Here is a 13,089-nt window from a genome sequence, read left to right as displayed (position 1 = left end):
ATAAAAAGAACATAGAAGTTTAGAGAGATGTTTAATCCCTATTTCTTTAGCACATCCTATAAAACGGCACAGAGGCAAGGCGCAAAAGTTGTAAAAAGCACAGCAGTCTTTTATAATCGATGTCTCAAATGAATAAGAAGGAATGATACCATGATCTCATTAAAAGGAAAAACAGCCATTATCACAGGCGGAGGTAGAGGCATTGGACGCTCTACTGCTATTGCTTTAGCTAAAGAAGGCGTAAATATAGGTTTAATCGGACGCTCAATTGAAAACCTTGAAAAAGTGAGTGCTGAACTTGCAGAGTATGATATTAAAGTTTCAGCAGCAACAGCAGACGTTGTTGAGCTTGAAGCTGTAGAACATGCTGTTGAGCATATTAAATCAGACCTAGGCGCAATTGATATCCTTGTAAACAACGCAGGAATCTCAAAATTCGGTGGATTCCTTGACCTAGATCCACAAGAATGGGAAAACATTATCCGCGTCAACTTAATGGGCGTTTACAATGTAACGCGCGCAGTGCTCCCTGAAATGATTGAACGAAAAACGGGAGACATTGTAAATATTGCTTCAACAGCTGGCCAAAAAGGTGCGCCTGCTACAAGTGCTTATAGCGCTTCTAAATTTGGTGTTCTAGGTTTAACAGAATCTCTTATGCTTGAAGTAAGAAAACATAATATTCGTGTTACAGCTCTTACACCAAGTACTGTTGCAACAGATATGGCAAAGGAGATTGGCCTTATTAATAATGATCCTGAGACAATGATCAAACCAGAAGATTTAGCTGATATTCTAGTTGCAGGATTGAAACTTCATCCAAGAGTTGTTATGAAAACAGCTGGTTTATGGTCTACAAACCCATCTTAATATGTGAAACAAAAAAAGCAGAAGGAACATTAGATTCCTGCTGCTTTTTTTATTATGGAATATACCTTCTAGGAGTCTAACAACGTTTAAAACTCCCCGTGAGCGAGAAGTATATAAAGAAGAAAGCTCATTTTATAAACTGTAATTCATGTACAAAACCATAAATCTCACATATTTATCGAGGAGGAATTGAGAATGGCAAAAGTTACGGTAGGAGAAGAGAATGGAAGTCCAATTGAACTGTATTATGAAGATTATGGGAGTGGAAAACCTGTAGTTCTTATTCACGGCTGGCCTTTAAGTGGACGTTCGTGGGAATTTCAAGTTCCTGCTTTAATTGAAGCCGGTTATCGTGTGATTACATATGACCGTAGAGGTTTCGGAAATTCCTCTCAACCATATGAAGGTTATGAATATGATACACTAGCTGCTGACCTTAACAAACTTCTTGAGCGCCTTGACCTTTACGATGTTACGCTTGTTGGATTCTCAATGGGTGGTGGTGAAGTAGCTCGCTATATTGGAACCTACGGAGCAGAGCGAATCGAAAAGGCTGTTCTAGCAGGAGCTGTTCCTCCTTACCTTTACAAAACTGACGATCATCCTGAAGGTGGGCTTGATGATGCAACAATCGAAGAATTTGAAAATGGAGTGAAACAAGATCGCCTTGCATTCCTTGAAGACTTTACAAAAAATTTCTTCTCTGCAGGAGATCAAAAAGACCTTGTAAGTGAATCATTCCGTCTATACAGCAAAGATATTGCTGCTTTCGCTTCACCAAAAGGCACATTAGATTGCATCTCTGCTTTTGGAAAAACAGACTTCCGAAATGATTTAAAGAAAATGAACATTCCCACGTTGATTATTCATGGTGATGCAGATTCTATCGTTCCATTTGAAGTAAGCGGAAAACTTTCTCATGAATCAATCGAAAACAGTGAACTAGCTCTTATTAAAGGTGGACCACATGGATTGAATGCAACACATGCCGAGGAGTTTAATAAGGTACTTGTAAACTTTCTAAATAAAGAAAAGTAAAATATATGAAGAACAGAAGAGAGAAAGCCATAAATCATGGCTTTCTCTCTTTCGTTTAAAGTTATTAAAAATTTGGATGTTAAACTAAAACGTAAGTTCTTATCTAAAAAACTCATTCCATCTACGTTTTGTGCTAATATTCATTTGTTTTCTTCTATTAGGATCATCATTTTGCATGCTATATTGTAAGCGCAAACAAAAATTGAACTTAAGGAGAAAATGATATGAGCAAAAAAGTACGAATCGGATTGATTGGAGCAGGACGAATTGGTCAACTACATGGTAAAAACCTAGTAAGATCTGTGCCAAACGCAGAACTAGTTTCTATTGCTGACCCATTCCTTAATGACACAACATACGCTTGGGCAAAAAACCTTGGAGTAGAAAATTGTTACAAGAATGCTGATGCCATTTTTGAAGACTTATCAATTGATGCAGTATTTATTTGCTCTGCTACAGATACTCATGCAGATTATATTATCCAAGCAGCCCAAGCAGGCAAGCATATCTTTTGTGAAAAACCTATTCATTATGATGTTGCTACTATTCAAAGAGCCCTAGACGCTGTTGAAAAAGCAGGGGTAAAACTACAAGTTGGCTTTGTACGTCGCTTTGATCATAACCATAAGGTAGTACATGATACGGTTGCTTCTGGAAAACTTGGTGATCCTCATATTGTCAAAGTAACCTCTCGTGATCCAGTGCCGCCTACAATGGATTATGTAAAAGGATCAGGTGGTCTTTTTATGGATATGATGATTCATGATTTTGATATGGTCCGTTATCTATCAGGCAGTGAAGTTACTGAAGTTACAGCTTATGGAGATGTACTTATTGATGAAAAATTTAAAGAATATAACGATATAGATACTGCTATTGTTATGCTGAAGTTCACAAATGGCGCTCTCGGCGTAATTGATAATAGCCGCAAAGCTGGTTATGGCTATGACCAACGCACTGAAGTACATTGTGCAGGTGGTTGTGTCCAAGTCTACAACGACTTAGATAATACGGCGACAATTAGCACGCCTGAAGGGGTAACAAGCGCTAAGCCAATGTGGTTCTTTCTAGAACGCTATAATAATGCTTTTATTTCAGAAGAGCAAGCCTTTATCCAATCAATTCTTAATGACGAAGAAACACTTGTGAAAGGCATGGATGGCCTGATGCCAGTTTTAATTGCAAAGGCTACTGAACTTTCTCTTACAGAAGGACGTTGTGTCAAATTATCCGAGATTGAAGAAAAATTTCTTACAGTTCCTCTTTAACTCTGTTTCGAAACTCTCTTGGAGAATAGCCTATAAATTTGCGAAAAAGACGTGAAAAATAATTTGCATCATAAATTCCTACAGCAGCGGCTACATCACTTATCGGCATCGTTTGATCTTTCAGATATTCAATAGCACGCACAATACGCAATCGATTTAGATATTCTACAGGCGGAAGCCCTGTTGCAGCTTTAAAAATTGCTCGAAAATAACCGGGGCTAACACTATTTGTGCATGCATAATCAGAAAAATTGATTTGTTCAGCTAGATTTTCTTCAATAAATTGTTGAGAGGCTATCACAATATCTTGAGATAAATGTTCTTTTTTTGGGTTGCTAGCATACTGCTGGAGACGTGCACGAGAAATGATAATAAGAATGATATTTAAGTAATCTTGCTTCACTTGCTGAAAAGCAAAACCTTGTTCTATTTGCTCTTTCAGCATGATATCCATCATCATCTCAACACGTTTGGCATCCTGCACAGAGAGATGAATAATATGTTGACGATTTAAATCTGCTGGATAGATTGGACTATCATCTTCAGGCATAGATAAGTTGCTGAGCATACTACCAAACTGCTCATTCCACCAATCTGCAATTTGATCAGGATAGAACTGACAGTTATACATACTGACTGGTGTCTCAATGTTATAAGCATGTTTCTCATGTGGAGGAACAAGAAATACATCTCCTGGAATTAAAGGCATTGAAAAATCTTTGAACTGATGAATACAAGATCCTTTTGTAATAAGAACAAATTCTTGAAAGTCATGACGATGAAGGGACACAGATTTCATGGTGTGAAAAACTTCTAAAGCAATGGCACTCTTATCATTAGATTTGAAGGAAACGTATGGAATGATGATACTCCCCCCTGTCTGTCCATTAATAAAACCATTATAGGTGATTTATAGGAGGAAAACGAGATGAAAATTGGCTTTAATGAAGGATGCAATCGCTTTTGTAAAAACCATTCTGTTTTAGAAGATCTAGAATTATGTGAGAAGTATGGTTTTGATTACATTGATATTCAATCTGAATGTCTAGACCGTGATCTTGAAGCTGGAAAAGTGACAATTGAGCAATTAGGGGAATGGTTTAAGTCTCATCGTCTAAGCATGCTTTCTTACAATGCATTAAAACCGTTTAATATGAGCCAAACTCAAGAGGAAAAAGATGAAGTTATGGCTCAGTTAGATGAAATTATTCGTCGATGCCTAGTCTTAGACTGTAAAATGATTGTTGCCGTACCTAATGAAAACATCTCTGTACATGCTACAAGAGCAGAGATTCGGGAAGATGCAGTTGCCACCTTAAAAGAAATGGTGAAAAAGGTGGAGCCTTATGGCATAAAACTATCTATTGAATTCTGTGGTAGCCCAGGCATGACCATCAATCGTTTTGATGATGCATATACCATTGTACAAGAAGTAGACTCTCCTCTTGTTGGCGTCACGCTAGATCAATACCATTTCCATGCAATGGCCTCTGATTGGTCTACCCTAGAAAAAGCAGATGGAAAGAAAATTTTTGTATGGCATGTGAATGATACAGAAGACCTTCCTTGTGGTGCACCATACAACACTGATGAAAAGCGACTTTGGCCTGGAGATTCTCAAGGTTGTTTAGATCATCAACGTTTTGCAGATACTCTCAAGAAAATTGGATTTAAAGGTAATTGCTGCACTGTTGAAGTTTTTCGCCCAGAGTATTATGAGTTAACTCAGGAAGAGAACGTAAAGACAGCAGCAAAGGTTACTCGTGCTCATGTAGAAAAGTATTGGGAATTATCTAGGGTTTCTTATTAACACCTTTGGAGCCCAAAGAACATATAAAAAAGCTCCTTGCTAAACAAGGAGCTTTCTCCATTCCTAAAGTTTAATCACCTGAAAAAAATCATAAATAATACAGTATTATAACAAATGTATATCTATATTTTTTTAATAAATTCAGACTTTAATTTCATAGCACCAAAACCACTAATTTTGCAATCAATATCATGATCACCATTAATCAAACGAATATTTTTTACTTTAGTACCTTGTTTAAGAACAGATGAACTTCCTTTTACTTTAAGATCTTTAATGACTGTAATCGTATCTCCATCGTTCAGAACATTTCCATTCACATCTTTGATAATCCTCTGTTCCTCATCATATTCTGTCTCCTGATTTAATGCCCATTCATGTCCACATTCTGGGCAAACTAAAAGTGTCCCATCTTCATATGTGTATACAGAGTTGCATCGTGGGCAATTAGGTTAATTACTCAGCGTTCTCATTTCATCCTTTTAAAATTGACAGATGAAAAATTATATTTTATAAATACATCTTTCTTCTAAGAAGAAAGATGTATTTATAAATCCCTATCCATTTTTGATGCAGTTTGTCCTAACAGATGTACGAGAGGTTTGTTAATACTTATTACAACGACGGTCTAACAGTTACCATTGTTAATTCTATACTCATATTTAGCTATTTTTCTCCCTTTTCCTTCTAGCCCAATATAAAATAAATAATAGAATAAACCATACCGGTGTCAACAATAAGGCTGGACGTGTTTCTTTAGAGAACAGCATAATAATAAGAATTATAGCAAACAACGTTAGGACAACATAATTTATAAATGGGGTTAATGGCGCTTTGAATGTTGACTTTGAATGTAATTGTAGACGTGTTTTCTTATATCTTAAATGACAAATAAGAATAACACTCCAAACCCACATAAAACAAATGGCACTAATAGTTGTCACAATTCCAAAAGCTTGTTCCGGTATAAGTTTGCTTAAAAGAGCTCCCACCGAGATGACAAGCGTAGATATTAATAACGCGTTACCTGGTACATGGTTTTTATTCAATTTTGTAAGATTCGATGGACCTTGGCCATTAGTACTTAAACTATATAACGTCCGGCTCGTTGAAAACATTCCACTATTACAAGCCGAAGCGGCTGAAGTTAATACAACAAAATTAATGATTCCTGCGGCAATCGGAATACCAATCAAACTAAACGTCTTAACAAAAGGACTTTCTGCTGCATTTAGTTCCATCCATGGATTAATACATAATAAGACAATAAGTGCACCAACATAGAAGAATAAAATTCTTAGAGGAATTTTATTAATTGCTGATGGGATATTTTTCTGTGGATTAGATGTTTCTGCTGCCGATACACCTACTAATTCCACACCAACATATGCGAATATAACCATTTGAAATGAAAGTAGGAAACCTGAAATTCCATTCGGAAAAACCCCTCCATGTTCCCAAAGATTTTTAATCGTAACTGGTCCTGTATCTGTCTTGAATCCCATCACTAGCAAAATAATTCCAACGCTAATTAATACAAGAATAGTAATTACTTTGATTAAAGCAAACCAAAACTCCAATTCTCCAAAAAGTTTCACAGTTAATAGATTGAGTCCTAACAAAATGATTACGCAGATGAGTGCAGGTATCCATTGCGGGATATCAAACCAATATTGCACGTATACACCAACAGCAATAACATCAGCCATTGCTGTCATAATCCAACAAAACCAATATGTCCATCCAGTCACAAACGATGCCGAAGGTCCAAGATATTCTTCTGCAATATCTGTTAAAGATTGATAACCTGCTTTAGATAATAACAGTTCCCCTAGCGCCCTCATAACAAAAAAGAGGGCAATACCTACGATTAAATAGGCAAAGATAATAGAGGGTCCTGCCAATTGTATGGCTTTACCAGATCCTAAGAATAGTCCAGTACCAATGGTGCCTCCAATTGCGATGAGTTGAACATGACGATTCGATAAATCTCTCTTCAATCCTTGTTGTGCCAAACCTAACTCCTCCTTAAAATTAATGAAATTCCATGTGAAACTGTGAATAATAAATTAACCCAATAAAAAAAGAGATTGGATGGCCTCCAATCTCTTGATCATAAGAATAACAAATAATATCTATTATGCTAACTATTATCAGCATAACAAATAAATATCCGGTACTCTTCTGTCCTTTTGCCTGAGATTGTGAACCCTTCGGCGCCGCAAAATTTCTGCGGTCTCTCCAGAAGCTGCTCCTGCTATAGTGTGACCCATAGCAATCATAGCTTTCTATTTATTAAATTTTTGGATAGGTATAATTACTGTCGAATAGTTTTTTATTCTAATGTTAGTTATATGTTTTGTCAATAACAAGGCTGAATCTCATTTATTTAATCTCCCCGAAATAAGAAGATAGAAATCATTCAATAAAAAACAAATGTTACTTTATAGTATGACTCAACATACCTATTTAATCAGCAGTTTATAGATTTCTACTTCTTATAAAGCATATAACTCCCGTTTCTCCTCATATGTTCTCTATTTATTTTATGTTATAAAGAATGACTAGTAGAATACGAATATATCAATCTCCAAATCGTACAAAATATTTATTTAAAATAATCACAGCATTTTAATTGACAATAGTATTCAATTCTATATAATAATTAGTATAAATTAATAATTATTATATGAGGTTTACAAAGTCACTGAACAAACTCTCTATAATAATTAAATAGTAAATCTAGGAGGAATTTTAATTATGTCTCTAATCGGAAAAGAAGTACAACCATTTACAGCACAAGCTTATAAAAACGGTGAATTTATCGAAGTTACAGAAGAAAATCTAAAAGGTCAGTGGAGTGTTGTTTGTTTTTACCCAGCAGATTTCACTTTCGTTTGCCCAACTGAGCTTGAAGATCTTCAAGAACAATACCCTGCCCTTCAAGAATTAGGAGTTGAAGTATTCTCTGTTTCAAGAGATTCTCATTTTACACATAAAGCATGGCACGATTCATCAGAAGCAATTGGTAAAATTACTTATACTATGATTGGTGATCCTGCACATATCCTTTCTCGCCAATTTGACGTATTTATTGAAGAACTAGGTCAAGCTGACCGTGGTACTTTCATCCTTGATCCTGACGGTGTTATCCAAGCTGTTGAGATCAACGCAGATGGCATTGGTCGTGATGCAAGCACGCTTATCAATAAAATTAAAGCAGCACAATATGTTCGCAACAACCCAGGTGAAGTTTGTCCTGCTAAATGGCAAGAAGGCGGAGAAACACTTAAGCCAAGCCTTGACCTTGTAGGCAAAATTTAAGGAGAGCGATTATAAATGGCACTTGATGCAGAAATTAAATCACAATTAAATCAGTATCTTCAACTATTAGAAGAGAATATTCTGCTTAAGGTCAGTGTAGGTTCAGATGACGTATCAAAGGAAATGCTAGCTCTTGTTGATGAGCTAGCTTCCATGTCATCTAAAATCACTGTCGAAAAAGTAGAATTAAATAGAACACCAAGCTTTAGTATCAACCGTGTTGGCGAAGAGACTGGCATCACTTTTGCTGGTGTACCTTTAGGACACGAATTCACTTCTTTAGTATTGGCTCTACTACAAGTTAGTGGACGAGCTCCAAAAATTGATCAAAGTGTAATTGATCAAATTAAAAAGATTGATGGTGAATATCACTTTGAAACTTATGTCAGCCTAACTTGCCATAACTGCCCTGACGTTGTGCAAGCACTAAACATTATGAGTGTGCTTAACCCTAACATTACGCACACAATGATTGATGGAGCTGCATTTAAAGAAGAAGTGGAAAGTAAAAATGTTATGGCCGTACCAGCCGTCTTCCTAAATGGGGAATTCTGGAACGGAGGGCGTATTTCACTTCAAGAAATTATTGCTAAATTAGGTGAAGGTTTAAGTGCAGAGGATTTAGCAGACAAAGATCCATATGATGTCCTTGTCGTTGGTGGTGGACCAGCTGGAGCAAGTGCAGCCATCTATGCAGCACGTAAAGGTATCCGTACAGGAATCGTTGCTGAACGCTTTGGTGGACAGATCCTTGACACACTAAGTATTGAGAACTTTATCAGTGTAAAAGCTACTGAAGGACCTAAACTTGCACAGGCTCTTGAAGAACATGTAAAAGAGTATAATATTGACGTGATAGATCTACAGCGTGCTAAACGTTTAGAAAAGAAAGATCTTTTTGAAATTGAACTTGAAAACGGTGCTGTTCTTAAGAGTAAATCTGTCATTATTTCAACAGGTGCTCGTTGGCGAAATGTTAACGTTCCTGGCGAACAAGAACTTAAAAACAAAGGAGTTGCGTACTGCCCTCATTGTGATGGTCCATTGTTTGCAGGAAAAGACGTAGCGGTTATCGGTGGCGGTAACTCTGGTGTTGAAGCAGCAATTGATCTCGCAGGAATTGTGAAACATGTTACAGTTCTTGAATTTGCATCAGAGTTAAAAGCAGACCAAGTTCTTCAAGAGCGTCTTAACAGCCTGCCAAACGTAACAGTCGTAACAAACGCTGCTACTCAAGAAATTACGGGTACTGACAATGTAACTGGTATTACGTACACTGATCGTGAGACAAATGAAGAACATCATGTTGAATTACAAGGTGTGTTTGTCCAAATCGGGCTTGTGCCAAATACTGAATGGTTAGAGGGTACAATTGAGCGTAATCGCATCGGGGAAATCGTTGTTGATAAGCGTGGAGCTACTACAATTCCTGGAGTGTTTGCAGCAGGAGATTGTACAGATAGCGCCTATAACCAAATCATTATTTCCATGGGGTCAGGTTCAACGGCAGCCTTGGGTGCATTTGATTATCTCATTCGAAATTAATTTAGAACTTAACTAGTGAGATCCTAGTCTAACGGTTCTTTTGATATTTATAAATGCCTCCAACATTTATAAATGCCGTAAAAAACCTGTTAGACTGAGATACATCAACTTACCATAAACAATTTTAACATTTTTTCTTTCAGAAAGTCACTATTCTATCTAACTAGGCAGGATAGTGACTTTCTTTTTTTCATTATTCTTTATTTTTAGTTATTTATTATATTCAAAACAGCTTATGATAGAAAAATTCAATACAAAAGATATAGTCCGTCATCCCCTATCATTTTCATTTTACAAGCCAAAATATTTTTAAAGGAGCAACAGTAACGGGAACTTAAGGTATTAAAGCCCAAAAACAGCTGCTTTCTGAATTTGGTTACTTGATGCTTTTATAAAATAGTAAAAACCACACCTATTTATGGTACGGTTCACTGTAACGCACCTTAATGAGGTTTCAATTCAATTCTTTATTTGATATAACAATGAATAGGGAATTAATTCTTCCTTCTTCCTTTAGAAAATCAAATTAAAGCATCGACATACTTAATACAGTATCCCATCCAATCACTTTATTGGAAACTTAAGTTTAATACATACATTTTTTTCGTTGCAGTCATATCCCCTTCCACTTTATTTTAAATAAAAACCTATGCTTTCTTGTTTAGTATAGTACTATACTAAAACTATGCGATATATACCCCTTTGGAAAGGAACTTAAGATGAATTCATCATTAGAAATGCTAATCCAAGTTTTTGAACGAGCGGCACTATTATTAATTTGCTTGTTTTTTTTAACAAGAGTTCCCAAGTTTAAAGAATCTCTCCATAAAGAACAACACTCACTTTCGGAGAAGATTATCATCACTCTTATCTTTTGTTTATTTGCGATTTTTGGAACCTATTCTGGAATTAAAGTAGAAGGTTCTTTAGTTAATGTAAGAATTATCGCTATCATGTCCGGGGGCATATTATTTGGGCCATGGGTAGGGATCATTACCGGAATTGTTTCAGGTGTGCATCGTTTTTTAATTGATATCGGTGGCGTAACATCCGTTCCATGCCTGATTACAAGTATTATTGCTGGGATAGCATCCGGGTTTATTAACCTTAAAATAAAAAAAACACAGCGTTGGATTTATGGGATTATCGCAGGTATGGGCTGCGAAGTCCTTACTATGCTATTGATACTTGCTATGGCAGAACCCTTTAAACTTGGCCTAGATATTGTATCAAAAATTGGTTTTCCAATGATTGCAGGTGAAGTCAGTATCGGCTTGATTGTTTTATTGGTCATGAGTGTGGAAGATGAAAAGGAAATGATTGCTGCTAAACAAGCAAAGTTAGCCTTGGACATTGCCAATAAAACATTGCCTTATTTTCGTTCGATCAATACAGAATCTTTGAACAAAATTTGCGCAATTATTAAAGACCAAATCCACGCTGATGCAGTGGCTATAACCGATACAGAAACTGTCCTTGCTTATGTCGGCTTTGGTGAAGAACGGTATAAGATTGGACAAGAAATCATCAGTGATCTAACGAAAGCAGCAATCCGTAGCGGGGAAATCACGATTAGAAACCATGTGGCTGATCAACAAACTCCTGAAATTCAGTCCCTACTCATCATGCCGTTTGAAGAGCGGGGAGAAGTCACGGGATCTCTCAAAATTTATTATCGCAAAGCTTCCAAAATGACCTATTCTTTGCAAACGATGGCAATTGGTTTGTCACAAATTATTTCCAATCTTATGGAGATATCCCGAGTTGAACAGATTAAGGAGGCAGCCAACAAAGCAGAACTAAAGGCACTGCAAACAAAAATCAACCCGCATTTTCTCTTCAATGCCCTGAATGCTATTGCGTCAACAACCCGGCACAATCCAGAAAAAGCCCGCGAATTGATTGTTACTTTATCAAGCTATATGCGATACAATCTGGAGTTAAGCGATGAATTTATTGATATTCACGACGCATTAAAACAGGTTCACGATTATGTTGAAATTGAACAGGCTCGTTTTGGTTCTAAACTTCAGGTGGAATATAATATTGAAAAAGTAAACATAAAACTTCCAAGTCTGCTTATTCAGCCACTGGTCGAAAATGCAATTATTCATGGCATACTACCAAAGGGTCCTGGTACTGTGAAAATTGCTGTTAATGATCTGGGTGATAAAGTCCGGATTAGCGTAAAGGATACGGGAACTGGGATAGCAGATGAGGTGATAGAGAATTTGTACCGAGATGATGTTCCTGCAAATAAAATCGGATTATATAATGTACATCAACGTGTTAAATTGATTTATGGCAAAGGACTAATCATCAAAAGATTATCTCCGGGTACTGAAGTTTATTTTGATATTGTAAAGGAGAAAAAATGAAAGCGATCATTGTTGAGGACGAATTTCCTGCAAGAGAAGAATTAAAATATCTTATTGAAACACATAGCAGCATACAAGTGACTAATTGCTTTGAAGATGGATTAGATGTCCTAAAATTTTTACAAGAAAATGACACAGATGCTATTTTTCTTGATATCAACATTCCATCCCTCGATGGGATGCTGCTGGCAAGCAATATAAGTAAGTTTGCAAAAAAACCCTATATTATTTTTACAACAGCATACAAAGAGCATGCAGCCCAGGCATTTGAATTTGAAGCCTTTGATTATATCCTTAAGCCATATGATGAGAAGCGAATTGCTGCTATGTTGCATAAGCTCGAATCTGCTTTTTTACGTGAGCTAAATCAAACAGATAAAGAAGAGGAGTTATCTTTCCAAAAAAATGATTCAGTTAAAGTCTTAGGAACGGATGGCCGAGTAAACTTGCGAAAAAACGATAAAATAATCGTTACAGACGTGAATGATATTTATTACGCGCTGGCGAGCGAAAAGGTAACACTGGTCTATACATTTCATGAAGAATATACGATGCCAATGAGTATAACAGAGTTCCATTCTACTCTTCCTCAGAACCTTTTTTTTCGCTGTCATCGCTCTTATACAGTGAATTTATCCAAAATCCGTGAAATCGTCCCTTGGTTTAACCAAACCTATATGATTCACCTTAAGGACTTTAATGCTGAGATTCCTGTAAGCCGGAGCAAAGTAAAAGAGTTTCGACAAATTATGCGATTTTAACTGCAATTCATTCCATTCTTTAAGCATTTGGTTCTGAATACGGTTTCATAATTTTTTTTAGTGGTATGATCTTCTTGTAAACGCATTCTACTAAG

General features: G+C 36.4%; 10 protein-coding genes, 1 pseudogene and 1 riboswitch. Of the genes and pseudogenes, 8 read left to right on the top strand and 3 right to left on the bottom strand.

Annotated elements, in window-relative coordinates:
* Nucleotides 1-150 precede the first annotated feature (150 nt).
* From BM012_RS19355 to iolG, 3 genes are all read left to right on the top strand, one after another.
* Entirely contained in the window at nt 151-870 is a 720-nt protein-coding gene (locus BM012_RS19355; RefSeq protein WP_061804883.1) for a 3-ketoacyl-ACP reductase, read from the top strand.
* A 195-nt stretch (nt 871-1,065) separates the two neighbouring features.
* Nucleotides 1,066-1,908: an alpha/beta fold hydrolase gene (locus BM012_RS19350; RefSeq protein WP_061804884.1), complete on the top strand. Its 843-nt coding sequence runs from the start codon at nt 1,066-1,068 to the stop codon at nt 1,906-1,908.
* A gap of 224 nt (nt 1,909-2,132) precedes the next feature.
* Nucleotides 2,133-3,176, top strand: a complete 1,044-nt coding sequence (gene iolG / locus BM012_RS19345) for an inositol 2-dehydrogenase (protein WP_061804885.1) — start codon at nt 2,133-2,135, stop codon at nt 3,174-3,176.
* Here the strand turns inward: iolG and BM012_RS19340 are convergent.
* Nucleotides 3,160-3,975, bottom strand: coding sequence for a helix-turn-helix domain-containing protein (locus tag BM012_RS19340; RefSeq protein WP_061804886.1), 816 nt, complete (start codon nt 3,973-3,975; stop codon nt 3,160-3,162). The two genes, iolG and BM012_RS19340, sit on opposite strands and share 17 nt — an antisense overlap.
* A 129-nt stretch (nt 3,976-4,104) precedes the next feature.
* On the opposite strand from BM012_RS19340, the gene BM012_RS19335 reads away from it, so the two are divergent.
* On the top strand, nt 4,105-4,986 hold the full coding sequence (locus tag BM012_RS19335; protein ID WP_061804887.1) for a sugar phosphate isomerase/epimerase family protein: 882 nt from the start codon (nt 4,105-4,107) through the stop codon (nt 4,984-4,986).
* Nucleotides 4,987-5,108: 122 nt separating this feature from the next.
* On the opposite strand, the pseudogene BM012_RS19330 reads toward BM012_RS19335, so the two are convergent.
* Together BM012_RS19330 and BM012_RS19325 are read right to left on the bottom strand one after the other, a co-directional pair.
* A pseudogene (locus BM012_RS19330) lies at nt 5,109-5,438 on the bottom strand (zinc ribbon domain-containing protein YjdM); the annotation flags it as partial.
* A 210-nt stretch (nt 5,439-5,648) separates the two neighbouring features.
* Nucleotides 5,649-7,001, bottom strand: coding sequence for an amino acid permease (locus BM012_RS19325; protein WP_061804888.1), 1,353 nt, complete (start codon nt 6,999-7,001; stop codon nt 5,649-5,651).
* Between the two features lie 159 nt (nt 7,002-7,160).
* A riboswitch (glycine riboswitch) is annotated at nt 7,161-7,241 on the bottom strand.
* Between the two features lie 505 nt (nt 7,242-7,746).
* Between BM012_RS19325 and ahpC the strand changes: the two genes are divergently transcribed.
* From ahpC to BM012_RS19305, 4 genes are all read left to right on the top strand, one after another.
* Nucleotides 7,747-8,310 (top strand): alkyl hydroperoxide reductase subunit C, encoded by a 564-nt coding sequence (gene ahpC / locus BM012_RS19320; protein WP_019394697.1) that lies wholly within the window; start codon nt 7,747-7,749, stop codon nt 8,308-8,310.
* Between the two features lie 15 nt (nt 8,311-8,325).
* On the top strand, nt 8,326-9,855 hold the full coding sequence (gene ahpF, locus BM012_RS19315; RefSeq protein WP_061804889.1) for an alkyl hydroperoxide reductase subunit F: 1,530 nt from the start codon (nt 8,326-8,328) through the stop codon (nt 9,853-9,855).
* Between the two features lie 719 nt (nt 9,856-10,574).
* The gene (locus BM012_RS19310; protein WP_082802600.1) at nt 10,575-12,233 is read left to right on the top strand and encodes a sensor histidine kinase; all 1,659 of its coding nucleotides are present in this window, start codon (nt 10,575-10,577) and stop codon (nt 12,231-12,233) included.
* Nucleotides 12,230-12,994, top strand: a complete 765-nt coding sequence (locus tag BM012_RS19305) for a LytR/AlgR family response regulator transcription factor (RefSeq protein WP_061804890.1) — start codon at nt 12,230-12,232, stop codon at nt 12,992-12,994. Before BM012_RS19310 ends, BM012_RS19305 begins: the two co-directional genes overlap by 4 nt.
* Nucleotides 12,995-13,089 lie beyond the last annotated feature (95 nt).

It is taken from the genome of Priestia endophytica DSM 13796, assembly GCF_900115845.1.
Taxonomy (GTDB): domain Bacteria; phylum Bacillota; class Bacilli; order Bacillales; family Bacillaceae_H; genus Bacillus_I; species Bacillus_I endophytica.
This window is presented reverse-complemented; position numbering and strand designations above follow the sequence as displayed.